General features: G+C 61.6%; 22 protein-coding genes. 14 read left to right on the forward strand and 8 right to left on the reverse strand.

Annotation, left to right across the window (positions count from 1 at the left end; genetic code table 11):
• Window positions 1-23: 23 nt before the first annotated feature.
• The 3 genes from BS630_RS24365 to BS630_RS24375 form a co-directional block, all read right to left on the reverse strand.
• Window positions 24-773 carry a TerC family protein gene (locus BS630_RS24365; RefSeq protein WP_027668622.1) on the reverse strand — a complete coding sequence of 250 codons (750 nt, stop codon included), beginning with the start codon at window positions 771-773 and terminating at the stop codon, window positions 24-26.
• A 218-nt stretch (window positions 774-991) separates the two neighbouring features.
• The gene (locus tag BS630_RS24370; RefSeq protein ID WP_077979439.1) at window positions 992-1831 is read right to left on the reverse strand and encodes an AraC family transcriptional regulator; all 840 of its coding nucleotides are present in this window, start codon (window positions 1829-1831) and stop codon (window positions 992-994) included.
• A gap of 105 nt (window positions 1832-1936) precedes the next feature.
• Window positions 1937-2617, reverse strand: a complete 681-nt coding sequence (locus BS630_RS24375; protein ID WP_025396084.1) for a TetR/AcrR family transcriptional regulator — start codon at window positions 2615-2617, stop codon at window positions 1937-1939.
• Window positions 2618-2768: 151 nt separating this feature from the next.
• Between BS630_RS24375 and BS630_RS24380 the strand changes: the two genes are divergently transcribed.
• The 5 genes from BS630_RS24380 to xylA all read left to right on the forward strand — a co-directional run bounded on the left by BS630_RS24380 (window position 2769) and on the right by xylA (window position 9793).
• A complete protein-coding gene (locus BS630_RS24380; protein ID WP_077979440.1) occupies window positions 2769-3980 on the forward strand; it encodes an HlyD family secretion protein in 1212 nt (403 codons plus the stop codon).
• Between the two features lie 27 nt (window positions 3981-4007).
• Window positions 4008-5606: a DHA2 family efflux MFS transporter permease subunit gene (locus BS630_RS24385; protein WP_077979441.1), complete on the forward strand. Its 1599-nt coding sequence runs from the start codon at window positions 4008-4010 to the stop codon at window positions 5604-5606.
• Between the two features lie 186 nt (window positions 5607-5792).
• Window positions 5793-6818: a LacI family DNA-binding transcriptional regulator gene (locus BS630_RS24390; protein WP_077979442.1), complete on the forward strand. Its 1026-nt coding sequence runs from the start codon at window positions 5793-5795 to the stop codon at window positions 6816-6818.
• Window positions 6819-6839: 21 nt separating this feature from the next.
• Entirely contained in the window at window positions 6840-8294 is a 1455-nt protein-coding gene (gene xylB / locus BS630_RS24395; protein WP_077979443.1) for a xylulokinase, read from the forward strand.
• Window positions 8295-8482: 188 nt separating this feature from the next.
• Complete coding sequence (xylA, locus tag BS630_RS24400; protein ID WP_077979444.1) at window positions 8483-9793, forward strand: xylose isomerase; 1311 nt, start codon at window positions 8483-8485, stop codon at window positions 9791-9793.
• Between the two features lie 77 nt (window positions 9794-9870).
• Here the strand turns inward: xylA and BS630_RS24405 are convergent, their stop codons facing one another.
• Entirely contained in the window at window positions 9871-10902 is a 1032-nt protein-coding gene (locus BS630_RS24405) for a LacI family DNA-binding transcriptional regulator (protein ID WP_077979445.1), read from the reverse strand.
• A gap of 169 nt (window positions 10903-11071) precedes the next feature.
• Here BS630_RS24405 and BS630_RS24410 point away from each other — a divergent pair, with 169 nt between their 5' ends.
• The 5 genes from BS630_RS24410 to BS630_RS24430 all read left to right on the forward strand — a co-directional run bounded on the left by BS630_RS24410 (window position 11072) and on the right by BS630_RS24430 (window position 17398).
• Window positions 11072-12598 (forward strand): sugar ABC transporter ATP-binding protein, encoded by a 1527-nt coding sequence (locus tag BS630_RS24410; protein ID WP_077979446.1) that lies wholly within the window; start codon window positions 11072-11074, stop codon window positions 12596-12598.
• Window positions 12599-12677: 79 nt separating this feature from the next.
• A complete protein-coding gene (locus BS630_RS24415; RefSeq protein WP_025396078.1) occupies window positions 12678-13682 on the forward strand; it encodes an ABC transporter permease in 1005 nt (334 codons plus the stop codon).
• 83 nt (window positions 13683-13765) lie between these two features.
• Window positions 13766-14713, forward strand: coding sequence for a substrate-binding domain-containing protein (locus BS630_RS24420; protein ID WP_025396077.1), 948 nt, complete (start codon window positions 13766-13768; stop codon window positions 14711-14713).
• A 249-nt stretch (window positions 14714-14962) separates the two neighbouring features.
• Window positions 14963-16018 carry a sugar phosphate isomerase/epimerase family protein gene (locus BS630_RS24425; protein ID WP_029871833.1) on the forward strand — a complete coding sequence of 352 codons (1056 nt, stop codon included), beginning with the start codon at window positions 14963-14965 and terminating at the stop codon, window positions 16016-16018.
• 192 nt (window positions 16019-16210) lie between these two features.
• The gene (locus tag BS630_RS24430; protein WP_077979447.1) at window positions 16211-17398 is read left to right on the forward strand and encodes a Gfo/Idh/MocA family protein; all 1188 of its coding nucleotides are present in this window, start codon (window positions 16211-16213) and stop codon (window positions 17396-17398) included.
• Window positions 17399-17469: 71 nt separating this feature from the next.
• Here the strand turns inward: BS630_RS24430 and BS630_RS24435 are convergent, their stop codons facing one another.
• Window positions 17470-17874, reverse strand: coding sequence for a DoxX family protein (locus tag BS630_RS24435; protein ID WP_077979448.1), 405 nt, complete (start codon window positions 17872-17874; stop codon window positions 17470-17472).
• Window positions 17875-18112: 238 nt separating this feature from the next.
• Here BS630_RS24435 and BS630_RS24440 point away from each other — a divergent pair, with 238 nt between their 5' ends.
• Window positions 18113-19486: a GH1 family beta-glucosidase gene (locus tag BS630_RS24440; RefSeq protein WP_077979449.1), complete on the forward strand. Its 1374-nt coding sequence runs from the start codon at window positions 18113-18115 to the stop codon at window positions 19484-19486.
• A gap of 201 nt (window positions 19487-19687) precedes the next feature.
• On the forward strand, window positions 19688-21910 hold the full coding sequence (locus BS630_RS24445) for a putative bifunctional diguanylate cyclase/phosphodiesterase (protein WP_077979450.1): 2223 nt from the start codon (window positions 19688-19690) through the stop codon (window positions 21908-21910).
• A 25-nt stretch (window positions 21911-21935) separates the two neighbouring features.
• Here BS630_RS24445 and trhO read toward each other — a convergent pair whose 3' ends face one another.
• The 3 genes from trhO to BS630_RS24460 all read right to left on the reverse strand — a co-directional run bounded on the left by trhO (window position 21936) and on the right by BS630_RS24460 (window position 24301).
• Entirely contained in the window at window positions 21936-22865 is a 930-nt protein-coding gene (gene trhO, locus BS630_RS24450; protein WP_077979451.1) for an oxygen-dependent tRNA uridine(34) hydroxylase TrhO, read from the reverse strand.
• Between the two features lie 61 nt (window positions 22866-22926).
• Entirely contained in the window at window positions 22927-23835 is a 909-nt protein-coding gene (locus tag BS630_RS24455) for a CHAD domain-containing protein (RefSeq protein ID WP_077979452.1), read from the reverse strand.
• Window positions 23813-24301, reverse strand: coding sequence for a CYTH domain-containing protein (locus BS630_RS24460; protein ID WP_077979453.1), 489 nt, complete (start codon window positions 24299-24301; stop codon window positions 23813-23815). Before BS630_RS24460 ends, BS630_RS24455 begins: the two co-directional genes overlap by 23 nt.
• A 154-nt stretch (window positions 24302-24455) precedes the next feature.
• Between BS630_RS24460 and BS630_RS24465 the strand changes: the two genes are divergently transcribed.
• Window positions 24456-25094, forward strand: coding sequence for a 2-dehydro-3-deoxy-phosphogluconate aldolase (locus BS630_RS24465; RefSeq protein ID WP_003543005.1), 639 nt, complete (start codon window positions 24456-24458; stop codon window positions 25092-25094).
• 110 nt (window positions 25095-25204) lie between these two features.
• Entirely contained in the window at window positions 25205-25924 is a 720-nt protein-coding gene (locus tag BS630_RS24470) for a tellurite resistance TerB family protein (protein ID WP_077979454.1), read from the forward strand.
• Window positions 25925-25965 lie beyond the last annotated feature (41 nt).

Below are 25965 nucleotides of genomic sequence, written 5' to 3' on the forward strand. Positions count from 1 at the left end.
CGCCGCGCCCTCCTGTCCAAGCCTCAATGCGCGGCATCGCGTTTGCGTTTGCGGGCGTTGCGCGCGAACATGTTCAGCACCTCGACCAGCGCCGAGAAGGCCATGGCGGCGTAGACGTAGCCCTTCGGCACGTGGAAGCCCATGCCATCGGCGATCAGTGTCGTACCGATCATCAGCAGGAAGGCGAGCGCCAGCATGACGATCGTCGGATTCCGCTCGATGAAGTTGGCAAGCGGCGTCGCGGCGACCAGCATGACGGTGACGGCGGCAACGACGGCGACCACCATGATCGGCAGATGCGGCGTCATACCGACGGCGGTGATGATGCTGTCGACGGAGAAGACGAGGTCGAGCAGCAGGATCTGGCCGATGGCCGATGCAAAGCCTGTCGTGGCCGAACTTGCGATGAAGTCCTCGCCGTGATCTTCCGGATCGACGCTGTGGTGGATTTCCTTGGTGGCCTTCCAGACGAGGAACAGACCGCCGGCAATCAGGATCAGATCCTTCCAGGAGAAACCGTGGCCGAAGGCTTCAAACAGCGGTTCGGTCAGTTGCACGATCCAGGCGATGGTGCCGAGCAGGACGAGACGCATGACGAGCGCAAGGCCGATGCCGATCTTGCGGGCCTTCTCGCGGTGCTCGGGCGGAAGTTTGTTGGTGAGAATGGAAATGAAGATCAGGTTGTCGATCCCGAGAACGACTTCCATCACCACCAGCGTGATGAGCGCCACCCAGGCGGCCGGATCCTGAATGAGCGTCATGATTTCCTGCATCAGCATATATCCCCTTTGCGTCACATGAGTAGTAACGCCCGCTATGTAATGTCGCCGGCCTGCCAGGCAAGCGCCGCAAGGGGGTATACGAAACCGATGTGAATTTTATTCCCCAGAACAGGATGATTTAAGGCCGGGGCGGCCTTAAATTTGAATCCTGTTCCAGATTAAAGAGTTAGAGCATGATGTCGTCCGAAAACCGCTGACATTTTTCGGCATCATGCTCTGACCGGCAACCAGATTTCGGTGACGCCCATGCCGGTATAGGGGTCGAAGCGCTCGTCGTAGCGTTCGAACATGTCGGGTGTCTCGCCGTGCTCCAGGCCTGAGGTTGGCCACCATGCGCCAAATATCCGGTTCATGGTCGCCGGAATGCCGGAGACATGGCCGCGATGGGCAAAGACGACGTAACGCTGGCCCGGAAGCTTGAGCGTTGCAAAATCCGCCGGCAGATCGCCGGCATCGGAAATTTCAACCGCGGCCAGATAGCGGAATTTCTCTGCTTCACCATCGATATGGGTGCAGATGCCGTAGGCGACGTTGCCTTTCTGGCCGGAGATATGACCGAAATGGGCATTGAATTTCTGCCAGAGGGAGGGGATGGCGGCATTGCCGCCATAGGGGTAGGTCTCCTGCAAGCCGGCAAACAGCATCGGTTGAAGGGTTTCGAAGCGGGGCGGTTCGAGGTCGTTGAGGTGGGCGGGGTCCATTCTGATCGGCTCCAGCAAGACAAGGTTACGGGCGTGCCCTTGTCTGCGCACCGCATCCGGCGTCATGCCGAACTGGTCGCGGAAGGCACGGGTGAAGGCTTCGTGCGAGCCGTAGCCGGCGCAAAGCGCAACCTCGAGAATGGTGGATGAACCGCCGACCAGTGTCGGGACGGCGCGGCTGAGGCGGCGCCCTCTTATATAGCCGCTGATCGAGTGGCCGGTGACGAGCCCGAAGACGCGCGACAGATGGTAGCGCGACAATCCGGCTGCTTCCGATATCTCTTCCAGCGATATATCGCTTTCGAAATGGCTCTCGATGAACCAGATCGCCCGTCCGACGGCGCTCATTCTCACTCCCCTGGTTGCGGCTTCTTCTTTAAAGAAAAGCCGGCAGCCGGGTTTGATCGTAGTTGCGGAATTTTGGCCGATGGAGGACAGCAATCAAGGGTGCAGTCAGGCCGTCTCGTGCCGGCGCGCGCCGTAGGCGGCCATGAAGACCCGGATCGCGCCGCGGATGACGCGCTCGATTTCGTCAAGCGGCGGCGGCTCTTCCATGCTTCCGAACAGGCGCAGCTTGAAGAAACTGCCGCTGGCAAGATCGAGAAACTGGCCGGCGGCGAGATCGATGTCATCGATCTCGAGTGTGCCTTCGGCGATATGGCGTTCCAGGAAATCGCGCATGATGGTGCGCAGATTGACCGGCCCCTTGAAGAAGCGTTGACAGAGCTCAGGCATGCGGTCTCGAACGCCGAGCACGGTGCGCATCGCGCTGATGACCTTTTCATCGGTCATATGGGTAACGAAGCTTATCCCGAATTCGTACAGGCCGGCTTCGGGATCGTCATGTTCGGCAAGCGCCGTGCGCACAGCCGCCACGAAGGCGGCGCGCTCGGTCTCGATCATCGCCGAAAACAGTTCTTCCTTGTTGGTGAAATAGACGTAGAGCGTTCCCTTGGAGACTCCGGCCTCGCGGGTCACGTCGTTCATGCTGGCGGCGTCGAAGCCCATCTTCATGAAGACGCGCTTGGCGCCGGCGAGGATCTGCTGGCGCTTGGCCGGATCTTCGCCTGCGGCAAATCGGCCTCCGGCAGCGGGAGGACTGAATACGGCGGCGTGGTCGGGTGTCAGCGTCATGTCCTCTTCACCGTGTTGACGGTTTCGCATGTTCTTTAAAAGAAATCGAACCGATTGGTTCTATGCATCTTGATATGACGATAAAACAGGTTTAAGTCAACTGAACCGAACCGTTCAGTTCGATTATTTACTCCAGATCGGTAAAGTGGCCATGTCGAGCAACCAGAAGAGCAACGTCGCGCGTATCGTCAGCGAAAACGCCGGGACCGAAGAGGTAAAGGCCGATGTCGCGGCCGTAGAAGCTCCGACGGCGGAAGCCCGCGAAGTTCCTTCAGCTCCCGCGCAGTCGGCGCCGGCTTCGGTCACCGCACCCGCGGCTGCGAAGAAGCGCCGCAGCCTTGTGCTGCCGATCGTCGTGCTCGCCCTTCTCGCGGGCGGCGGCTGGTATGGTTACGAATGGTGGACGAACGGCCGCTTCATGGTGTCGACCGACGACGCCTATATCGAAGGCGATATCGCAACGATTTCGCCGAAGGTCACGGGCTACGTGGCGAAGGTGAACGTTGTCGCCAACCAGGAAGTCAAAGCGGGCGACGTTCTTGCCACGCTTGATAACGGCGACTATCAGAACGCCCTCGACTTGGCCCAGGCCCAGATCGTCACCGAACAGCTTTCTCTGCAGCGTATCGACGCGCAGATCGAAGGCGCGAATGCGAGCCTCGTGCAGGCGCAGGCGCAGAAGGTGGCACTCGAAGCGGCCGTTCGCGGTGCCGAGATCACCCAGAAGCGCCAGAGCGACCTTCAGGCGAAGTCGGTCGGCACCGCCGCCGATCTCGACAACGCCAATATCGCCCTCGACCAGGCCAAGGCCAACCTTGCTGGCGGTGACGCCAACATCACCGCCGCACAGGCCAACATCACCATCCTCCAGGCCCAGCGCAAGGAAGCCGAAGGCTCGGTCCGTTCGCTTGAGATCTCGCGCGACAAGGCCGTCCGTGACCTTTCCTTCACCGTGCTCAAGGCGCCTTATGACGGGATTGTCGGCAACCGCTCCGTCCAGGAAGGCGACCTCGTCTCTCCCGGCCAGCGCCTGATGGCGCTCGTTCCGGTGCGCCAGCTCTACATCGACGCCAATTTCAAGGAAACGCAGATCCAGCATCTGGTGCCGGGCTCGAAGGTCAACGTCCATGTCGATGCCTATGACGACCATCCGATCGTCGGCATCGTCGAGTCGATCTCGCCGGCTTCCGGCTCGGTCTTTTCGCTGCTGCCGCCGGAAAACGCTACCGGCAACTTCACCAAGGTGATCCAGCGCGTGCCGGTGCGCATTGCGCTGCCGCAGGATGCACTCGACAGCGGCCGTCTGCGCGCGGGCCTGAGCGTCGTCGTCGATGTCGACACCCGTACGGCGCCGAGCAAGTAAGCCTTCAGGAAAGGCAGAGGTGATCTGATGGCCGGCAGCGCGACAGCAACGGCGGGAATGATGCCGGCGGCACCCGCCCATGCCGACGAGCGCATGGATCCGAAGAAGCTTATCGCCTTCTTCGCGATGGTGGTCGGCATGTTCATGTCGATCCTCGACATCCAGATCGTCTCGGCCTCGCTTGCGGAGATCCAGGCCGGCCTTTCGGCCGGCAGCGACGAGATCGGCTGGGTGCAGACGTCCTATCTGATCGCCGAAGTGATCATGATCCCGCTTTCGGGCACGCTGGCGCGCATCATCTCGACGCGTTATCTTTTCGCGATCTCGGCTGCCGGCTTCACCATGGCGAGCGCGCTTGCCGCGACCGCGACGAATATCGACCAGATGATCGTCTACCGGGTCATCCAGGGCTTCATCGGCGGCGGCATGATCCCGTCGGTCTTCGCGGCCGCCTTCACCATCTTCCCGCCGTCGAAGCGCAGCATCGTCTCGCCGATCATCGGCTTGATCGCCACGCTGGCGCCGACCATCGGCCCGACCGTCGGCGGCTATCTCAGCCACGCCTTCTCCTGGCACTGGCTGTTCCTCGTCAATATCATTCCGGGCATCATCGTCACGATCGTCACCTGGAACTTCATCGATTTCGACAAGCCGGAACTGTCGCTCTTCAAGAAGTTCGATTGGTGGGGGCTGTTCTCGATGGGCGTCTTCCTCGGCGGCCTTGAATATGTGCTCGAAGAGGGCAATTCCAACGACTGGTTCAACGACAGCTACATCACCATAGCGGCAGTCGCTTCCGGTGCTGCAGCCATCGTCTTTTTCTATCGCGCCTTCACGGTGGATTTCCCGGTCGTCGACCTCAAGGCCTTTGCGAACCGAAATTTCTCCTTCGGTTCGGTGTTTTCCTTCGTCATGGGCATCGGCCTCTATGGCCTCACCTATATCTACCCGGTCTATCTCGGGCGCATCCGCGGCTATGACTCATTGATGATCGGCGAGACCATGTTTGTCTCCGGACTTGCGATGTTCTTCACCGCGCCCATCGCAGGGCGGCTGTCGACCAAGATGGACCTGCGCCTGATGATGGTGATCGGCTTCGTCAGCTTCGCCGCCGGCACCTTCATCATGATGCATCTGACGGCGGATTGGGATTTCTACGAACTCTTCATCCCGCAGATCCTGCGCGGCTTCGGGCTGATGATGTGCATGGTGCCGATCAACAACATCGCACTCGGTACGATGCCGCCCTCGCGCATCCGCGGCGCTTCCGGCCTGTTCAACTTGACCAGAAACCTCGGCGGCGCCGTCGGCCTCGCGGTCATCAACACCGTGCTCACCAACCGGCAGGACGTGCACTACGAGCGGCTGCGGGAGAATATGGACTGGGGCAATCCGGCGGCGATCGACCAGATGAACAACATGGCCGCCAACTTCAACACATATGGCATGGACGGCGCCTCGGTTGCGATCAAGCAGATGGTCGGCCTTGCCACCAAACAGGCGATCATTCTTTCCTTTAGTGACGTGTTCCTGATCCTGACCGCACTCTTCCTTGCCATGATCCTCGGCGTCGCCATGATCAAGAAACCTGCGCCGCAAGGCGGGGGAGGCGGTGGCGGCCACTGACCTCCGGCCTGCCACCCCTTGAAAAGACCCTCTCCGGAGGGCCTTTTTGTTGGTGTTTTCCGGCTGCTGGCTGGATCGGTCCGAAGCGAAGAGGAAATGCCGGGAAAACGATGCGGAAACCAGCCCGTTCGATTTTTTGATTTACGTACATCAAAATTGGCGGTAATGGTCTCGTCAGGAGGAATGATGAGGCCAACTGTTCACGATATCGCCGCCGCCGCCGGTGTCAGTCTGGCGACTGTCGACCGGGTTCTCAACCAGCGTCCCGGTGTGCGCCACGTCACACGGGAAAAGGTCGAGACCGCGATCCGCGAGCTCGGTTATGTCAGAGACGTCGCCGCCGCCAATCTTGCCAAAGGGCGCACTTATCCGCTGGTTTTCATCCTGCCGGCCAGCGACAATTCCTTCATGCACGGTCTCAACGCCGAGATTCGACAGGCGGTCCTCCGCTCGTCGGCCGAACGCACCGACATCCGTACCATTGAGGTGCCGGCCTTCGATCCCGCCGCCCTTGTCTCCGTGCTCGAGGGTCTTTCCCGGGAAAAGCCTTGTGGCATCGCACTGGTTGCGACCGATGCGCCTGAGGTGCGCGCCGCCGTCGACCGGCTGGTGCGCGAGCGCTTTCCCATCGTCACCCTGGTGTCCGATCTCACGGGGTCGCTACGCCATCACTATGCCGGCGTCGACAATATCGCCGCCGGTCGCACAGCCGCCCGGCTGCTCGGGCGATTTCTTGGGTCGCGAAAGGGCGAAATCGCCGTGCTCGCCGGCTCCATGCTGGTGCGCGACCATCGCGAGCGGCTGGAGGGCTTCGCCGCCGTCATGGCCGAGGAATTCCCGGCTCTTGCGATTCTGCCGGTTCTCGAAGGCCGCGACGACCCCGAGGTCGCCCATATGCTCGTCGCCGACGCGCTCTCCAGACATGCCAGCATCATCGGCGTCTACAGCCTCGGCGCCGGCAATCGCGGCCTGATCCGAGCGCTGAAGGAGAAGGCCGTCGACCGCGTGCTGACCGTGATTGCCCACGAACTGACCGCCCATACACGCGCAGCACTCATCGACAACACGATCGATGCGATCCTCAATCAGGATGCCGGACATGAGGTGCGCAGCGCGATCCGGGTGCTGAAAGCCAAGGCGGACGGACTTGCCGTCATCGAAGCGCAGGAGCGCATCCGCCTCGACATATTCCTGAAAGACAATCTGCCGTAACGGCAAAGGGAGAAACACCACATGTATCTGGGTCTCGATCTCGGAACCTCCGGCGTCAAGGCGATGCTGATCGACGGTGATCAGAAGATCGTCGGCTCGGCCAACGGTTCGCTCGACGTGTCGCGTCCGCATTCCGGCTGGTCGGAGCAGGAGCCGGCCCACTGGGTGCGCGCCACGGAGGAGGCTGTCGCCGGCCTCAAGTCAAAACACCCGAAGGAGTTGGCGGCGATCAAGGGCATCGGCCTTTCCGGGCAGATGCATGGCGCAACGCTCATCGATGCTACCGACAAGGTCCTGCGCCCCTGCATCCTCTGGAACGATACGCGCAGCTACGTCGAGGCCGCGGCACTTGATGCCGATCCGCGCTTTCGCGCGCTCACCGGCAACATCGTCTTCCCCGGCTTTACGGCGCCGAAGCTCGCCTGGATCGAAAAGCATGAGCCCGATGTCTTCGGCAAGATCGCCAAGGTGCTCTTGCCGAAGGACTATCTGCGTCTCTGGCTGACCGGCGACTATATCTCGGAAATGTCGGATTCGGCCGGCACCTCCTGGCTGGACACCGGCAAGCGCGCCTGGTCCTCCGAACTGCTGGCCGCCACCAAGCTTTCCGAGGAGCAGATGCCGGCGCTCGTCGAAGGCACCGAGCAGGCTGGTAAGCTGCGGTCCGAACTGGCGGCGCAATGGGGTATATCAGGTGATGTCGTCGTTGCCGGCGGTGCCGGCGACAACGCGGCCTCGGCCTGCGGCATGGGCACGGTCAGCGATGGCGCCGCCTTCGTCTCGCTCGGCACATCAGGCGTGCTTTTTGCCGCCAACGGTTCCTATTTGCCGAAGCCAGAAAGCGCCGTGCATGCCTTCTGCCACGCGCTGCCGAACACCTGGCACCAGATGGGCGTCATCCTATCGGCGACCGATGCGCTGAACTGGCATTCCGGCGTGACCGGCAAGTCGGCCGCCGATCTCACCGGCGAACTCGGCGAAACGCTGAAGGCGCCTACCGGCGTCACCTTCCTGCCCTATCTCTCCGGCGAGCGCACGCCGCACAATGATGCCGTCATCCGCGGCGCCTTCATCGGCCTTGAACATGAAAGCAGCCGTGTCGTTCTGACCCAGGCGGTGCTCGAAGGCGTCGCCTTCGCCATCCGCGACAATCTCGAAGCGCTGCGTTCGGCCGGCACCGGCATATCCCGCGTCACGGCAATCGGTGGCGGTTCGCGCTCGCGTTACTGGCTGGCGTCGATCGCGACCGCGCTTGGCGTTCCGGTCGATCTGCCGGCCGACGGCGATTTCGGCGCGGCCTTCGGCGCTGCCCGCCTCGGCCTGATCGCGGCAACGGGCGCAGATCCGATCACGGTCTGCACGCCGCCGGTGACGGCGGGCACGATCGAGCCGGTGGCGTCGCTGAGCGGCGCGTATGAGGATGCTTACAAGCGCTATCGTGCGCTGTACCCGGCGATCAAGTCGCTGGCGCACTGAGAACTGAGACGGCGGCCCCCTCATCCGACCCTTCGGGCCACCTTCTCCCCCAGGGGAGAAGGGAAAAGAAGCGCCGCAGCGAGTCTCTTCTCCCCATCGGGGAGAAGGTGCCGGCAGGCGGATGAGGGGGCCCTGGCGTAGACAAGAATTCGGAACTGCCAACAGATACGAACCCAAGGAGAACCAAAATGAGCACCGGATTTTTCGGCGATATTCAGAAAGTAAAATACGAAGGCCCGGACAGCACCAATCCGCTGGCCTTCCGCTATTACCAGCCGGACGAGATCGTCATGGGCAAGCGCATGGAAGACCATCTGCGCTTTGCGGTGGCCTACTGGCACACCTTCACCTGGCCGGGCGGCGATCCCTTCGGCGGGCAGACCTTCCTGCGTCCCTGGTTCGAGGACACGATGAAGGCCGCCAAGCTCAAGGCCGACGTCGCCTTCGAATTTTTCTCGCTGCTCGGCTCGCCCTATTACTGCTTCCATGACGCCGACGTGCGTCCGGAAGGCAAGACTTTTGCCGAGAACACTAAAAACCTCAACGAGATCGTCGATTATTTCGCCGAGAAGCAGGCCGCAACCGGCACCAAGCTGCTCTGGGGCACGGCGAACCTCTTCTCCCACCGCCGCTATATGTCGGGCGCTGCGACCAATCCGGATCCTGACGTCTTCGCTTTCGCAGCCGCGACGGTAAAGACCTGCATCGACGCCACGCAGAAGCTCGGCGGCGAAAACTATGTGCTCTGGGGCGGCCGTGAAGGCTACGAGACGCTGCTCAACACCGATATCGGCCGCGAGCTCGATCAGCTCGGCCGCTTCCTCAACCTTGTCGTCGAATACAAGCACAAGATCGGCTACAAGGGCACGATCCTGATCGAGCCGAAGCCGCAGGAGCCGACCAAGCACCAGTATGACTACGACGTCGCGACTGTCTACGGCTTCCTCAAGAAGCACGGCCTTGAAAATGAGGTGAAGCTCAATATCGAGCAGGGCCACGCGATCCTTGCCGGCCACTCCTTCGAGCACGAGCTGGCGCTTGCCAATGCTCTCGGCATCTTCGGCTCGATCGACATGAACCGCAATGACTACCAGTCCGGCTGGGATACCGACCAGTTCCCGAACAATGTTCCCGAAATGGCACTCGCCTATTACCATGTTCTGGCTGGCGGCGGCTTCAAGACCGGCGGCACCAACTTCGACTCGAAACTTCGCCGCCAGTCTCTCGACCCGGCGGATCTGCTGATCGGCCATATCGGCGGCATGGATTGCTGCGCCCGCGGCCTGAAGGCCGCCGCCAAGATGATCGAGGACAAGGCTCTGTCGCAGCCGCTCGCCGATCGTTATGCCGGCTGGGAATCTGCCGAGGCGCAGAAGCTCTTCCGCGGCGAGTATTCGCTGGATGAGATCACCCACTATGTCGAGAGCCACGACGTCAACCCGCAGCCAAGGTCGGGCAAGCAGGAATTGCTTGAGAACATCGTCAACCGTTACGTTTGATAAAGTGCGTCGGCGGCCATTGGTCGCCGGCGCAATTTTGCCGGCTAAATGCGCCTTAAGCGCTCAGCGATATGGGTTCAACGCTTCGACCAGTTGCGCGACGGCGCCGAGACTGAGTTCCGAACCACCAGATCCGGCCTCAGCAGGATTTCCGTTTCGGCCGGCCGGCCATCGGACAGAAGTTCCAGCAGCAGCGCCATTGCCTGCTTGCCGATTGCCGTTCTCGGCTGGCGGACCGTGGTCAGCGGTGGGGATATGAAGACGGCCTGCGGCACGTCGTCGAAACCGGTCACCGAGAAATCCCGCGGAATGTCGTAGCCTCGCGCGCCGAGACCAATCATGACGCCGATCGCCGTCTGGTCGTTCACGCACATGAAGGCGGTTGGAAGCGTGTCGCGCATGAAAAGCTGTTCGACCGCATGCCGCCCGCTTTCGATCGTGCCGTCGCCTTCGAGCACGATCCTGGTGTCGGGCGGGATGCCTGCTGCGTCGAGACCGGCATCGTAACCCATGCGGCGTCTGGTATAGGCAAGCCGGGTGCGCGAATCGCCGATGAAGGCGATCTTGCGATGCCCTTCGGCCAGCAGCAGATCCACCGCTTTGCGAGCGCCCTCGGTGTCGTCGACGCCGACATAGGGAATGCCGCCGTTGAAGACGGGCTCGAAAACGCCGACGCTCGGCGGCAGCCGCGCGGTCATGGTCTGATGCCCGAAGGGCAGGATGCCGGTGAACAGGATCAATCCGGCCGCCTGGTTGGAATTGAAGAATTTCAGATATTCCAGACCGCGCTGCGCATCGTTCTGCGTGTGGCCGATCAGGATGCCGTAGCCGTGAGCTCGCGCTTCGTTTTCCAGCCCGACGAGAATGTTGGAGAAATTGGGATCGCCGATATCGGGCGCCACGACGAGGATCATGTTGGAGCGGCCAAGCCTCAGGCTGCGCGCCATGGCGTTGGTCGTATAGCCGGTGATGGCGATCGCCTGGTTGACCTTGAGGCGGGTGGAGTTGGCGACCTTCTCCGGCATGTGGATTGCCCGGGAAACCGTCGCGATGGAGACCTCGGCGATCCGGGCGACGTCTTCGATGGTTGCGGGCGTGGAATTCGACACTTGGCTCTGCCTTGGGGCTGTCTTCGCCGCGACACTACACAGACTTGTCGAGAGGTCAAAGGCATGCTTCAACTGATCTGTGTAAATCAACGATGTAAACCTTTACATGATGTATGTAAAGGTTTACATAAGCCCCAGAGCGGGTGGGATGCCGCTTTGGGAGGACCGGATGACTGTGGAAGCTGCCGACACCGCACCCGTGGTGCTGTCCGCCAGGCGCATATGCAAATCCTTCAGTGGAGTGCAGGTTCTCTTCAGCGTGAACTTCGATCTCCGCGCCGGCGAAATCCATGCACTCATGGGTGAAAATGGCGCCGGAAAATCCACGCTCGTCAAGGTATTGTCCGGTTTCGAACAGCCGAGTTCCGGCGAAATACTGCTCGACGGCAAGCCGGTCGTCCTGCCGCCGAATGGCGCCGCCGAGGCGCTCGGCATCGTCATCATTCACCAGGAATTCAACCTCGCCGAACATTTGACCGTGACGGAGAGCCTTTTTCTCGGGCGCGAAGTCACGCGCTTCGGCGTGCTCGATCGCAAATATATGCGGTCGGAGACACGCAAGGTTCTCAATGTGCTCGGTTCGCATGTTGATGAGAATGCGCTGATCAGCACACTTTCCATCGCCGACAAGCAGATGGTCGAAATCGCCAAGGCAATCAGCCGCGATGCGCGCGTGGTGTTCATGGACGAACCGACCGCAGTGCTGTCGAGTGAAGAGACCAGCATGCTGTTCAAGCAGGTTCGCAAACTTCGCGACCAGGGTACCAGCTTCGTCTTCGTGTCCCACAAACTCGACGAAGTGATGGAGTTGACCGACCGGGTCACCGTCCTTCGCGATGGCCAATGGATCAAGACTTCACCGACATCCGTTCTGGACGGGGAATCGATCGCGCAGCTGATGGTCGGCCGCGAACTCTCCAGCCTCTATCCCGCCAAGGTCGAGCCTGATATCGACGAGGAGATTGTCCTCAGGGTCGCGTCGTTGTCCACGGGCTATGTGAATGACGCGAGCTTCGAGGTGCGCAAGGGCGAGATCATCGGTTTTTCAGGCATGATCGGCTCCGGCCGCACCGAGCTGATGGAAGCAATCGCCGGGTTGCGGACCCGTCTCGAGGGCGAGGTGGTCATCAAGGGCGAAACGGTTCCCTCCGGCGACGTCCATGCCGCCAATCGCTGCGGGCTCGCCTATATGACCAAGGACCGCAAGTCGAAAGGCCTCTTGCTGCGCTCCGGCATGGTGACCAATCTGACACTGCAATCGCTTGGAAGGCACGCTCGCCACGGTTATCTCAGCCCGGGCAGCGAGGCGGCCGCGATGGCAAAGGCCAAACGCCGCTTCGATATCAGGGTTCGCGACAGCAATATCGTCGCCGGCCGGATGTCGGGGGGGAACCAGCAGAAGTTGCTGCTCGCCAAGGTCATGGAGACCGAACCTCAGATCATCATCATCGACGAGCCGACGCGCGGCATCGATGTGGGCACCAAGCAGCAGATCTATCATTTCATCTCGGCACTCGCCCGGGACGGCCGGTCAATCATCGTCGTGTCGTCGGAGATGCCGGAGGTCATCGGCCTCTGCACGAGAGTGGCGGTGATGCGCGAAGGGCGTATCGTCGGCGTGCTCGAGGGCGAGGAGATTTCCGAGCAGGAGATCATGCGTTACGCCGCCGGGCTCAAGAAGAAGGCGGCTGCCTGAAGGCTGAAGCAGGGCTTTGCCGATCAGGGCGACACATTAAGATTCCCAGAAAATATGGGACGGGAGGTTGGTTTTGGAAATGAGTGTCAACGAGGAGACCAGGGAAATCCGGCGCCGATCCTGGCGGGATGTCGACCTGCGTGCGGTCGCGCCCTTCGTCGCCCTGGCGCTCCTGCTGATCGTTGGAGCCCTGGTCAACCCTAATTTCATCGGCATCACTAACCTTGCCAATGTCGCGACGCGAAGCGCATTCATCGCCATTATCGCGGTCGGTGCGACCTTCGTGATATCAGCGGGGGATCTCGACCTTTCGGTGGGCTCGATGGTGGCCTTCGTCGCCAGCCTGATGATCCTGCTGATGAACTCAGGCGCCATCGAAAACCCGGCTTTGATGCTGGTGGTCGCGGTCGTCTTCACCATGGTTGCCGGCGCACTCTGCGGCCTGGCGAACGGCCTGATCACGACGGTCGGCAGGATCGAGCCGTTCATCGCGACGCTCGGCACGATGGGCATCTATCGCGGCCTGACGACATGGCTGTCGCAGGGCGGCGCGATCACGCTTCGCTCCGCGGATATCCAGACGCTCTATCGCCCTGCTTATTTCGGCAATATCGCCGGCATACCGGTGCCGATCGTAGTGATCCTGGCGGTGACGGCGGTTGCTGCCTTCATCCTCTACCGCACCCGTTACGGGCGCCACGTCGTCGCGGTCGGATCAAACAGCGATGTCGCCCGCTATTCGGGCATCGCGGTCAACCGTGTGCGGACGATTGCCTTCGTCATCCAGGGATTGTGCGTCGCCATTGCCGTGCTGCTCTACGTTCCCCGTCTTGGCTCGACCTCGGCGACGACAGGTATCCTGTGGGAACTGCAGGCGATCACCGCCGTCGTCGTTGGCGGCACGGCGCTCAAGGGTGGCGCGGGCAGGGTCTGGGGCACGATCTGCGGCGCCTTTATTCTCGAATTGGTCGGCAACATCATGCTGCTTTCGAATTTCATCAGCGAGTATCTGATCGGCGCCATCCAGGGTGCAATCATCATCATCGCCATGTTCGTCCAGCGCTCGCTGGTGCGCAAAGCCTGAATTGCCAAATCATGAATTGACCGGACTTACAGGGCGTCCGGTCCCGTATGGAAAAGTCCCTGACCTTATTGGGAGGAAATAGCATGCGTAAATTGATGTTGGGTCTGGCGGTTGCGGCGGTGACGTTCGCCGGCGCCGCTCACGCCCAGGACAAGAAATTCACGATCGGCGTATCCATTCCGGCCGCCGACCACGGTTGGACGTCGGGCGTCGTGTTCCATGCCGAACGCGTCGCCAAGCTTCTGATGGCCGAACATCCCGGTCTCAACGTCATCGTCAAGACCTCGCCGGACGCCGCCAGCCAGGCCAACGCCGTGCAGGATCTCGATACGCAAGGCATCGACGCCCTCGTCATCCTGCCGTCGGACCCGGATCCGCTCGTCAACGCCATCAAGGAAGTCAAGGCCAAAGGCAAGTTCGTCGCCCTCGTCGACCGCGCGCCGAGCAACAATGACAATTCCGTGCGCGACCTTTATGTCGCCGGCAACAACCCGGCTCTCGGCGAAGTCGCCGGCAAGTACATCAAGGACACGACGCCGGACGCCGAAGTGGTCATCATCCGCGGTCTGCCGATCCCGATCGATCAGCAGCGCCAGGACGGCTTCGATAAGGGCATTGCCGGCTCGAACGTCAAGGTTCTCGACCGCCAATATGGCAACTGGAACCGCGACGATGCCTTCAAGGTCATGCAGGACTACCTGACCAAGTACCAGAAGATCGACGTCGTATGGTGCCAGGACGACGACATGGCCGTCGGCGTTCTTCAGGCGATCGAGCAGGCCAAGCGCACAGACATCAAGTATGTCGTCGCCGGCGCCGGCTCCAAGGACATGGTCAAGAAGGTCATGGACGGCGACAAGATGATCCCCGTCGACGTTCTCTATCCGCCGGCAATGGTCGGCACGGCAATGGAGCTGACGGCGGCGGCCCTCTACGATCAGGTTCCGGTTCATGGCAGCTACATTCTGGATGCGACGCTCGTCACCAAGGAGAATGCCAAGGACTTCTATTTCCCGGATTCGCCGTTCTAATCCATCGACTTGAGACAAGCGCCCATTCGAAAGGATGGGCGCATTTTTTATGCTTCCATACAGCGGCTGGCCGAAAATGCTGCACGTACCTCTTGCCCGCCAAAGCCCATCATGATTAGCTCGCAGCCATATCGCATTTGGCCTCGCGCCAAATTCGACGCAAGGGCGAGGAGGCGCCTTGCTCCCGCCAAATAGCGTGCTACAACACTTCAGAAACGTTTACGGTCGATATTCAGGGAGGAATCTGACATGAAGACGATCAAGGGCCCCGGCCTTTTCCTTGGCCAGTTCGCGGGCGATACTGCTCCTTTCAATTCGTGGGACGCCATCACCAAATGGGCGGCCGACATCGGTTACAAGGGCGTCCAGGTGCCGACCTGGGCCAGCCAGCTGATCGATCTGAAGAAGGCTGCCACATCCAAGGCTTATTGCGACGAATTCGCCGGCAAGGCGCGCGAAAACGGCATCGAGATCACCGAACTCTCCACCCATCTGCAAGGCCAGCTCGTCGCCGTTCACCCGGCCTATGACGAAGCCTTCGACGGGTTTGCTGCACCGGAGGTGCGTGGCAATCCGAAAGCGCGTCAGGAATGGGCGGTCGAGCAGGTCAAGATGGCGCTGACCGCATCCAAGAACCTCGGGCTTACGGCGCATGCGACCTTCTCTGGCGCGCTTGCCTGGCCCTTCATCTATCCCTGGCCGCAGCGTCCTGCCGGTCTGGTCGAGACTGCCTTCGACGAGCTTGCCCGCCGCTGGACGCCGATCCTCAACCATGCGGACGAGAACGGTATCGACGTCTGCTACGAGATCCACCCGGGCGAGGACCTGCATGACGGCATCACCTTCGAGATGTTCCTAGAGCGGGTGAAGAACCATCCGCGCGCCAACATGCTCTACGATCCCTCGCACTATGTCCTGCAGTGCCTCGATTATCTCGACAATATCGACATCTACAAGGACCGCATCAAGATGTTCCACGTCAAGGATGCGGAGTTCAATCCGACCGGACGCCAGGGCGTCTACGGCGGCTATCAGGGCTGGGTCGAACGCGCCGGCCGGTTCCGCTCTCTCGGCGACGGCCAGGTCGATTTCGGCGCGGTGTTTTCGAAGATGACGGCGAATAATTTCGACGGCTGGGCGGTGGTCGAATGGGAATGTGCGCTGAAGCATCCGGAGGACGGTGCCCGCGAAGGCGCCGAATTCGTTGCCGCCCATATCATCCGCGTCACCGAGAAAGCCTTCGACGATTTCGCCGGCAGCGGCACAGACCAGGCGGCCAACCGGCGGATGCTGGGGCTTTCCTAAATCAGTTCATATTGGTTGGTTGCCCCTCACCCTGACCCTCTCCCCGTAAACGGGGCGAGGGGACTTGCCCGACCAAGCGTCGAGAGCGGAAAAGACGCCGCGGCATACACCTTCTCCCCGCGAGCAGGGAGAAGGTGGCGGCAGTCGGATGAGGGGCATATCCGCACCAAGTTCAAATTTCAGGAGGAATCAATGGCAATCGAAGCATCATCCGAACAGACCCGCGAGCCGCGCATCCGGCTCGGTATGGTGGGCGGCGGCGCGGGCGCGTTTATCGGCGCGGTGCACCGTATCGCGGCACGCATCGACGATCAGTACGATCTCATCGCCGGCGCGCTGTCGGCTTCGTCCGAAAAGGCGATCGCATCCGGCCGCGACCTCGGCCTCGATCCGTCGCGGACCTATTCCAGCTACCGCGAGATGGCAATCCGCGAGGCGAAGCTGAAGAACGGCATCGAGGCGGTGGCGATCGTCACGCCGAACCATGTGCATTACGATGCAGCCAAGGAATTCCTGAAGCGCGGCATCCATGTCATCTGCGACAAGCCGCTGACGTCCAACCTTGCCGATGCGAAGAAGCTGAAGAAGATCGCCGACGAGAGCGGCGCGCTGTTCGTGCTGACTCATAATTACACCGGCTATCCGATGGTCCGCCAGGCGCGGGAGATGATCGCGAATGGCGAACTCGGCGACATCCGCGTCGTCCAGGCCGAATATCCGCAGGACTGGCTGACGGAAGCGGTCGAGCAAACCGGCCAGAAACAGGCTGCCTGGCGCACCGATCCGGCACAGTCCGGCGTCGGCGGCTCGACGGGCGATATCGGTACGCATGCCTATAATCTCGCCGCCTTCATCACTGGCCTGGAGCTCGACAGCCTCGCTGCCGATCTCGACAGCTTCGTTCCCGGCCGCCGGCTGGACGATAACGCGCATGTCATGCTGCGCTTCAAGGCGAAGGGCTCGGAGAAGCCAGCCAAGGGCATGCTCTGGTGCAGCCAGGTGGCGCCCGGCCATGAAAACGGTCTGATGGTCCGCGTCTACGGCACCAAGGGCGGGCTCGAATGGACCCAGAAGGACCCGAACTACTTGTGGTACACGCCTTTCGGCGAGTCGAAGCGGCTGATCACCCGGGGCGGCGCCGGTTCAGGCGCGGCTGCCGGCCGTGTCACGCGCGTGCCATCCGGGCATCCGGAAGGTTATCTCGAAGCCTTCGCGACGATCTATACGGAAGCCGCACATGCGATCAACGCCCGCAAAAAGGACAAGGCCGTCGACAAGGCAGTGGTCTACCCCACAGTCGATGACGGCGTGAAGGGCGTGGCTTTCGTCGAAGCCTGCGTCGCGTCTTCGAAGAAGAACGGCGCCTGGGTCAAGGTCTGAATTAACGATCTGGATTGCGCCATGAAAGCGCCGAGGCGGGGTCAAGCCGTCTCGGCATTTTGTTTATTTGGTCAGGCAGTAGCAGTGCGCCCGCGCTTCAGCAGATTGTCGACGCTCAACGGTCCGGCACCTGCCGCCACCAGATAAAGAAACACGAAGCAGAACAGGATCGCCGCGACGCCGCCGTTCTGCGCAGGATAGATGCCCTTCGACGCGTGCCCGATGAAATAGGCGAAGGCCATCAGGCCCGAGAGCACGAAGGCTGCGATACGAGTCTGGAATCCCACCAGGACCAGGAAGCCGAAGGTGAGTTCGAGCAGCCCGGCAATCCAGGAAAGCGAGCCCGCGGGCGGTACGCTTGCCGCAGCCGGAAAATGCAGGATTTTCTGTGTTCCGTAGCTGAAAAGCACGAGTGACGAGACGATGCGCAACAGGCTCAGCAGATGAGGCTGCAGCGAATGGAACGAAGAGAGCATTGGATTCCTTTCACATTTGTGATTCCATTTCCCGTGTAAGGATCTCCGTCTCAACGGCCAAGTCACGACTGCTGACAATGCCGTTATGAGGGTGGTTGCCCGGATAGGGAGCGGCGTTGCAGCTGTTCTGTTTTTCCTCCTGCAACGTTGCAGATTTTCTCGCCGCCAGCCTGTACTTTACACTCGGGCTTGGCTAAATCCGGCGCAAACGGCTGAACCTGAGAGATAGGATTTGCAGATGATCGATCCGAAGAAACTCGCGGAGCGCTTTCCCGGCGACTTCACTTTCGGCGTTGCCACCGCCGCCTTCCAGATCGAAGGCGCCAGCAAGGCCGATGGCCGCAAGCCATCCATCTGGGATGCTTTCTGCAATATGCCCGGTCGCGTCCATAATCGCGATAACGGCGACGTTGCCTGCGACCACTACAATCGCCTGGAGCAGGACCTCGATCTCATCAAGGAGATGGGTGTCGAAGCCTACAGGTTCTCGATCGCCTGGCCGCGCATTATCCCCGACGGTACGGGTCCGGTAAACGAGGCCGGCCTCGATTTCTACGACCGGCTGGTTGACGGCTGCAAGGCGCGGGGCATCAAGACCTTCGCGACGCTCTACCATTGGGATCTGCCTCTGTTGCTCGCCGGCGAGGGCGGCTGGACTGCGCGCTCGACCGCCTACGCCTATCAGCGCTACGCCAAGACGGTGATGAACCGCCTGGGGGATCGCCTTGACAGTGTCGCCACCTTCAACGAGCCCTGGTGCATCGTCTGGCTCAGCCACCTCTACGGCATTCATGCTCCTGGCGAGCGCAACATGCAGGCCGCCCTTCACGCCATGCATTACATGAACCTGGCACACGGCCTCGGCGTCGAGGCGATCCGCTCGGAAGCCCCCAATGTGCCGGTCGGCCTCGTGCTCAATGCCGCCTCGATCATTCCCGGCTCCGACAGCCCGGCCGATCGCGCCGCCGCCGAGCGTGCACATCAGTTCCACAACGGCGCCTTCTTCGACCCCGTCTTCAAGGGCGAGTATCCAAAGGAATTCGTCGAAGCGCTCGGCGATCGCATGCCCGCCATCGGGGATGGCGACATGAAGCTCATCAGCCAGAAACTCGACTGGTGGGGTCTGAACTACTACAAGCCCGAGCGCGTCACCGACGATGCCGAACGCAAGGGCGATTTCCCCTGGACGGTGGAAGCGCCGCCGGCAAGCGACGTCAAGACCGATATCGGCTGGGAAATCTATGCGCCGGGCCTGAAGCTCTCGGTCGAGGACCTTTACCGCCGCTATGACCTGCCGGAATGCTACATCACCGAGAACGGCGCCTGCGACAATACCGATGTCGTCGACGGCGAGGTCGACGACGTGATGCGCCTCGACTATCTCGGCGATCACCTCGACATCGTGGCCGGCCTCGTCAAGGACGGCTATCCCCTGCGCGGCTATTTCGCCTGGAGCCTGATGGACAATTTCGAATGGGCGGAAGGCTACCGCATGCGCTTCGGCCTCGTCCATGTCGATTATCAGACGCAGTTACGCACGGTAAAGAAGAGCGGCAAGTGGTATCGCGAACTGGCGGCTCAGTTCCCGAAGGGCAATCACAAAGCGGGTTAGCGCAATTACTCCAGCGGGCACTTGATCCAGGCGCCTTTTGAACTTGCCCGTCCGGCGGCACGGCAAGCTGACGCTGCTTGCCGTCAATTTCGCGACCACCGGCGGCACGGACAAAAATCGATCGTCAGACACGTGCAACAGGCGGTTGTTTAAACGTTTTTGAACCCTTGGCTGGCAAAGTGCACCGGTCAGGGAGCTGTTATGCAGGCAGTCGGAAAGTCGCAGAGCAAGGGATCGGGAATAGGCCGTCACATTACCGTCACCGGCGTACTTTTCTCCTTCGCGGTCATCGTCGCCGTCGTCACCGTCATGGTGCTGACGGCACTCGAACGCGTGACCGAAAACGCCAATCTCCTCGATGACGAGCGCTCGCGCGAAACGACGATCGGCGCGGTGAAGACATTCGAGGATCAGCTCGGCGCGACGCTCGACGATTATGCCGCCTGGGACGATGCCGCCGCCAACGTCTACGCGCCGGACGGTATGGCCTGGACGGTGAGCAATTACGGCGAGATGTCGGTCAATAGCTCGCTGTTTGACGTGGCGATCGTCATCGATGGCGAGAAGAAGGCGATCATGACCTATCGCGACGGCAAACCGATGGAGGAGCCGCTCACGGATTTCTTCGCGCCGTCGCTCTGGGTCCTGCTCGACAGGGTGAAGGCGGCCGGCCCGGCCGATCGTCCTCAAGCGGTCGGCTTCGTCACCACCAAACGCGGCATTGCCGCTGTCGGCGTGGCATTGGTGCGGGAAAAGTCCGGTGCGCTGGATGCGCCCGTCGGCCAGCGCCGCTATCTTGTTTTCGCCCGCCATCTCGATGACGACAGAGTGACCGCGCTCGGCCAGACCTATGTCATCGGCGGGCTGAGGCTGGCGCCGCCGAGTTTTGCTGCCGACTATCGCGTACCGATCGTCGATCCGACGGGGGCAACGCTCGGCAAGCTCGTCTGGACCTCGCGTTCACCCGGCGATATCGCCTATGCTCAGGTGCGGCCGATGGTCATCCAGGCTCTCGGCCTCGTCGGATTGTTCTTCGTAGTGCTGCTGGTCATCGGCTGGCTTGCCGGCCGCCGCCTGAGGGCAGAGGAAGGCAGCGCCCGCGAGGAGGCGTTGCGCGACAGGTTGAGCGGTCTTTCCAACCGCGATGGTCTCGGGCTCGCCGTCGATCGCTTTGTCGTCGAGGCATGCCAGGCCAAGCGCAACGTGCTGCTCCTCTATCTTGATCTTGATGGCTTCAAGGAAGTCAATGACAGTTATGGCCACGGCACCGGTGACCAGCTGATCCGTGCGGTCGCGGCCGGGCTCGCTGTGCTCATTCCGCAGGGTGCGGTTCTCGCGCGCATCGGCGGCGATGAATTTGCGATCGCCTTTCTCTCCGACGGCGAGAATGCCGCCGCCCTGCAGCTTGCCGAACAGATCCTCGATTTTCTGGTCGAGCCGCTAGAGATCGGCCGCCGCGTGGTCGTCGTCGGAGCCAGTATCGGCATCGCCATGTCGCCTTTGGGTGCGGTCGGGCGCGAAGAGCTGGTGCGCCGCTCCGATCTTGCCATGTACAAAGCGAAGGAGGCCGGCCGCGCGCGGATGATGCTCTATGATCCGTCGATGGATGCGGATCGGGAGCAGCGTAATGCGCTGGAGCTCGATCTCCGGATGGCGATCGAAAGCGGCGACCTGACGCTCGCCTACCAGCCGCTGATCGATGCGAGCACACATGCGATGACCGGCGTCGAGGCTCTGGTGCGCTGGAACCGCCCGGGCCATGGTCCTGTCTCGCCCGAGCTGTTCATCCCGATTGCCGAGACCAGCGGCCTCATCGAATCGCTCGGCCTGTTCGTACTGCGCAAGGCCTGCGAGACGGCCAAGCAATGGCCGGAACTCAATGTCTCGGTTAACGTCTCGCCCGGCCAGTTCCGCAATCCCGCCTTTACCGACTATGTGCGCTACGTGCTGAAACAGACGGAGATCGAGGCCGACCGCATCACGCTCGAGATCACCGAAGGCTACATGATCCAGAATCCGCAGCGCACCCGCCAGTCGATCGAACGGTTGAAGGGGCTGGGGGTCAAGGTGGCGCTCGACGATTTCGGTTCCGGTTTCTCCTCGATCGGTTATCTCAGGCAGTTCGGCTTCGACCGCATCAAGATCGACCGCTCGCTGGTCATGGGTGTCAACGACAAACGCCAGCGCGAGATGCTGCAGGCGACGGTAGCACTTGCCCGTTCGCTCGATATTCCGGTGACGGCCGAAGGTATCGAGACCGAGGAGCAGGCGATCGCCATGCGCCTCTTCGGCTGTGACTGCCTGCAGGGCTATTGGTTCGCAAAGCCTGTGACATCGGACCTTATCACCGAGATGCTGCAGGAGCGACGCAAAGCGGAGCCTGCGGCCCGGCGCCACGTCGGCGCAGCTCGACCGGCAGCCTGATCCTCAGGCCAATCAGAATTCCGGCTCAGCTGCCGATATGTCGCTGGCCGCGCTTTTTCGCCAGGGCGATCTGATGCTGACGCTGACGGTAACGCAGCCGGTCTTCCTCCGTACGCATGTGGTAGCAGTGGCTGCAGGAAACGCCTTCCTCGTAAAGCGGCGAGGTGATTTCCTCGGCGGTGATCGGGTTGCGGCAGGCGTGGCAGAGCCGGTGTTCGCCTTCCTTCAAACCGTGCTCGACGGACACGCGCTCGTCGAAGACGAAGCAGGTGCCATCCCAGAGGCTCTCCTCCTGCGGCACTTCCTCCAGATATTTCAGGATGCCGCCCTTCAGATGATAGACCTCGTCGAAGCCCTCAGCCTTCATGAAGGCGGTGGCCTTCTCGCAGCGTATGCCGCCGGTGCAGTACATGGCGACCTTTGGCTTGTTGTGCAGACCGGGATTCTGACGCACCCATTCCGGAAACTCACGGAAGCTCTTGGTCTTCGGGTCGAGCGCGCCGCGGAAGGTTCCGATCGCCGTCTCGTAGTCGTTGCGGGTGTCGATGACGATGGTGTCGGGGTCGGAAATCAGCGCGTTCCAGTCCTTGGCAGCCACATAGGTGCCGACCACCTTGTTGGGGTCGATATCTTCGACGCCCATGGTGACGATTTCCTTCTTCAGCTTCACCTTCATGCGCAGGAAGGGCATTTTCGAGGCGCGGCTTTCCTTGTGCTCCAGGCCCGAAAATTCCGGCTGGGCGCGCAGGAAAGCGAGCACGGCGTGAATGCCGGCATCCGGGCCTGCGATCGTGCCGTTGATGCCTTCATGCGCCAGAAGCAGCGTTCCCTTGACGCCGTTCTCCTCGCAAAGCGTCTGCAACGGCGCCTGCAGGCCGGCAAAGTGCGGCACGGAAACGAAATGGTAGAGTGCGGCCACGAGGAACGGGCTGGTGTGTGTCAGGCTGTCGGTCATGGGCGGGAAATACAGAAAATCGGCGGGCCGCGCAATTGCCTTCGCCAGTGGCGGCCTTCTCTCAGTTTCCAGTCATCAACCAGAGAAGCTCGATGCGCTGGGCTTCCTCGTCGGCATCATCGGCGAAGACCGCTTCGGCTTTGACCAGCGCTTGCCGACGCTCTTCCTGCTGGCGGAAGATGATGATGTCGAGCAGATGCGCCAGGTCGTCATTGCGGGTGAAGAGCTGCGGTTCGGCCTCGACCAGTTCGGAGAGCACGGTGAGATCGTGGATGTGGCCGAGATCCTCGACAAGTTCCTTGGCCGCATAGCGCTTGGCCTTCATCGCGCCCGGCCAGACGTCACGCAAAAGCGCATGGTAGAGCCGATAGTCGTAGGTGCGTTTGCGCAGATCGTGGAAAACGTCGGCCGTTGCCTCGCCATGGCAAGCCGCAAGCGCGGTCTTGGCCTTCCGCGCCGTGCGTCGCCAGCTCTTTGCCAGCATGCGGGCATTCTTGCGGTGGCCGCCATCAAAGGAGACGGCATCCAGGGCGGTGATCGCTTCCTTCAGAACGTCGGAGGTTTCCGCGAGCCGCTGTTCCAGGCCGCTTTCGGCCTGCACCATCCAGTCACGGCGTCCTTCGAGAATGGTGACGATGCGGCCGAGCGCCTCGCTCTCCTCTTTTCCGCGGGCTGCGTGCTGCAGATATTCCGCGGTGCCGATGAGGGCGGCAGCGTCGCGGATCGCCGAAAGCGAGCGTGCGGTATCGCGCAGCCTCGCATTTTCCTGGGCCTGAAAATCCGGCACCTCGCGGGCCACGAGGCGGTAGAGCGAGCGTAGCCGTTTCAGGTTCTTGCGGAAAGAATGGATCGCCTCATGCGCGCCGTCCGGGCGTTCCTCAAGGATGGTGACGGCGCGTTCCAGCTGCTCCGTCGCAACGCTGCGGAATGCCTTGGTGAAATCGGCGTCAGGCCGAATGCGATAGGCCATGCCTGTCGTGCCCGTATTCTGTGGCAAGGGCCTGGTTGGAATAGCGGAAATCGCCGGTCACTTCGCGGCCGAGCCAGGTGGGCAGGGCCGGATCATCGGTTTCTGCCGTCATCTCCACCTCGGCGATCACCAGTCCGCGATGCTCGCCGGTAAAGACGTCGACTTCCCAGACGAAGTCCTCATGCGGAACGCGATAGCGCGTCTTCTCGATGACGACGCCGATCGCGTTCTGCAACAGCTCTTCGGCATCGGCGATGGGGATGTCATATTCGAATTCGTCACGAGTGATGGCGCTGCGGCCGATCTTGATCGTCAGTTTCGCCTTCCTGCCGTCGAGGATGCGCACCCGGACGGAGCGGTCTTCCATCGAGGCAATATAACCCTGCCTGAGGACAGACTTCGTCTCGACGGCGGAACGCCATCCATCGCTGCGTACAAGAAACTTCCGCTCGATCTCTTTCGCCATACCGGTGAACCTTTTGTGACGATTGCGGCACGGTAGCCCAATTTCCACGCATTTCATACCCTTCTCGATATGCGGTCCGGTTTTATCTCGACAAGGTTCCGCGGGGGCGTTATTCGGGGTCCGAATTCAATCGTTTCAAGGAGGTCGCGCGACCATGGGCGAGAAAACAGAGAAGCTCCTTTCCATCCTGAAACTCCAGCCTGTCGTTCCGGTCTTGATCGTCGACGATGCGAAGACGGCGGTGCCGCTGGCCCGTGCGCTCGTCGCGGGCGGCCTGAAGGCGATCGAGATCACCATGCGCACGCCGGCGGCGCTCGAGGCGGTGCGCGCCGTCGCCGCAGAGGTCGAAGGCGCCGAAGTCGGCGCCGGCACGATCCTTAATGTCGCCCATTGGGAAGCCGCCGTCGAGGCCGGTTCGAAGTTCATCGTCAGCCCCGGCACGACGCAGGAGCTGCTCGATGCGGCTGCGGATTCCGACGTGCCGCTGCTTCCGGGGGCTGCGACCGCCAGCGAAGTCATGGCGCTGCGCGAAGAAGGCTACCAGGTGCTGAAATTCTTCCCGGCCGAGCAGGCTGGCGGCGCCGCCTATCTCAAGGCGCTGTCCTCGCCGCTTGCCGGCACGCTGTTTTGCCCGACCGGCGGTATTTCGCTGAAGAATGCCAATGATTATCTCTCGCTGCCGAACGTCATTTGCGTCGGCGGCTCGTGGGTGGCGCCAAAGGAACTGGTCGCGGCCGGCGACTGGGCCGGCATTACCAAGCTCGCGGCAGAGGCGGCGGCGCTGAAGGCCTGAGTTTCGGCAAGGGCGGGTGAGCCTCACGGCTCAATCCCGCTTCCCAAGTTTGTATTTCAACCGTCGCAAACCTATGTTCTTCTCCAGCTTCAACAGGGAGATGACGAGGAATGTTCGACGCAAAAAAGCTTCTCGACCAGTTCTTGGGTTCGCAGGTGCCGGGTCTCGGCGGCTCGGTCCGCGACAGGGCGGGTGATGCCGTTCAGACGGCCAGGAACAATCCGATGAAGACCGGCGCCATTGCTGCCGCGCTCCTCGGCACCAAGACCGGCCGCAGTATTGCCGGCAATGCACTGGCGATCGGCGGTCTTGCCGCGATTGCCGGCCTCGGTTACCAAGCCTACAAGAATTACCAGGCCGGGCAGGCCCCCGCTGCCCCTTCCGATGCACCGTCCGCCAATAATCCGGTGCTTCTGCCGCCGCCTGCCGAATCCGGTTTCGGGCCGACGTCGCCTGCCGGCAGCAATGAATTCGCCCTGGTGCTGATCCGCGCAATGATTGCCGCCGCCAAGGCCGATGGCCATATCGACGATGCCGAACGCGCCCTCATCATGGAGAAGGTCAAGGCCGCCGATGTCAGCGGCGAGGCTGCGGCCTTCATCGAGCATGAACTCGCCTCGCCGACGGATATTGATGCGCTCGTGGCCGCCGCGGTGACGGAAGAACAGCGCGTCGAGATCTACACCGGCTCGCGGCTCACCATCGAGCCGGATTCACGCGCCGAGCGCGGTTATCTCGATCTGCTTGCCGGCCGCCTCGGCCTTGCCGACCAACTGGTCGACCATATCGAGGCGACGGTATCCTCCGCCAAGGTGACCTTGTCACAGTGACATCTAGGCCGGTTGCCTTTGTCGGGCGGCTGGCCTATCCA

Origin of the sequence: Rhizobium laguerreae (genome assembly GCF_002008165.1) — a bacterium.
GTDB classification, from domain to species: domain Bacteria; phylum Pseudomonadota; class Alphaproteobacteria; order Rhizobiales; family Rhizobiaceae; genus Rhizobium; species Rhizobium laguerreae.

What these genes read in the sequence shown, in the direction of transcription:
- BS630_RS24365 (WP_027668622.1), bottom strand. Translation starts at nt 773, where the DNA reads ATGCAGGAAATCATGACGCTCATTCAGGATCCGGCCGCCTGGGTGGCG.
- BS630_RS24370 (WP_077979439.1), bottom strand. Translation starts at nt 1,831, where the DNA reads ATGAGCGCCGTCGGACGGGCGATCTGGTTCATCGAGAGCCATTTCGAA.
- BS630_RS24375 (WP_025396084.1), bottom strand. Translation starts at nt 2,617, where the DNA reads ATGACGCTGACACCCGACCACGCCGCCGTATTCAGTCCTCCCGCTGCC.
- BS630_RS24380 (WP_077979440.1), top strand. Translation starts at nt 2,769, where the DNA reads ATGTCGAGCAACCAGAAGAGCAACGTCGCGCGTATCGTCAGCGAAAAC.
- BS630_RS24385 (WP_077979441.1), top strand. Translation starts at nt 4,008, where the DNA reads ATGGCCGGCAGCGCGACAGCAACGGCGGGAATGATGCCGGCGGCACCC.
- BS630_RS24390 (WP_077979442.1), top strand. Translation starts at nt 5,793, where the DNA reads ATGAGGCCAACTGTTCACGATATCGCCGCCGCCGCCGGTGTCAGTCTG.
- xylB (WP_077979443.1), top strand. Translation starts at nt 6,840, where the DNA reads ATGTATCTGGGTCTCGATCTCGGAACCTCCGGCGTCAAGGCGATGCTG.
- xylA (WP_077979444.1), top strand. Translation starts at nt 8,483, where the DNA reads ATGAGCACCGGATTTTTCGGCGATATTCAGAAAGTAAAATACGAAGGC.
- BS630_RS24410 (WP_077979446.1), top strand. Translation starts at nt 11,072, where the DNA reads ATGACTGTGGAAGCTGCCGACACCGCACCCGTGGTGCTGTCCGCCAGG.
- BS630_RS24415 (WP_025396078.1), top strand. Translation starts at nt 12,678, where the DNA reads ATGAGTGTCAACGAGGAGACCAGGGAAATCCGGCGCCGATCCTGGCGG.
- BS630_RS24420 (WP_025396077.1), top strand. Translation starts at nt 13,766, where the DNA reads ATGCGTAAATTGATGTTGGGTCTGGCGGTTGCGGCGGTGACGTTCGCC.
- BS630_RS24425 (WP_029871833.1), top strand. Translation starts at nt 14,963, where the DNA reads ATGAAGACGATCAAGGGCCCCGGCCTTTTCCTTGGCCAGTTCGCGGGC.
- BS630_RS24430 (WP_077979447.1), top strand. Translation starts at nt 16,211, where the DNA reads ATGGCAATCGAAGCATCATCCGAACAGACCCGCGAGCCGCGCATCCGG.
- BS630_RS24435 (WP_077979448.1), bottom strand. Translation starts at nt 17,874, where the DNA reads ATGCTCTCTTCGTTCCATTCGCTGCAGCCTCATCTGCTGAGCCTGTTG.
- BS630_RS24440 (WP_077979449.1), top strand. Translation starts at nt 18,113, where the DNA reads ATGATCGATCCGAAGAAACTCGCGGAGCGCTTTCCCGGCGACTTCACT.
- BS630_RS24445 (WP_077979450.1), top strand. Translation starts at nt 19,688, where the DNA reads ATGCAGGCAGTCGGAAAGTCGCAGAGCAAGGGATCGGGAATAGGCCGT.
- trhO (WP_077979451.1), bottom strand. Translation starts at nt 22,865, where the DNA reads ATGACCGACAGCCTGACACACACCAGCCCGTTCCTCGTGGCCGCACTC.
- BS630_RS24455 (WP_077979452.1), bottom strand. Translation starts at nt 23,835, where the DNA reads ATGGCCTATCGCATTCGGCCTGACGCCGATTTCACCAAGGCATTCCGC.
- BS630_RS24460 (WP_077979453.1), bottom strand. Translation starts at nt 24,301, where the DNA reads ATGGCGAAAGAGATCGAGCGGAAGTTTCTTGTACGCAGCGATGGATGG.
- BS630_RS24465 (WP_003543005.1), top strand. Translation starts at nt 24,456, where the DNA reads ATGGGCGAGAAAACAGAGAAGCTCCTTTCCATCCTGAAACTCCAGCCT.
- BS630_RS24470 (WP_077979454.1), top strand. Translation starts at nt 25,205, where the DNA reads ATGTTCGACGCAAAAAAGCTTCTCGACCAGTTCTTGGGTTCGCAGGTG.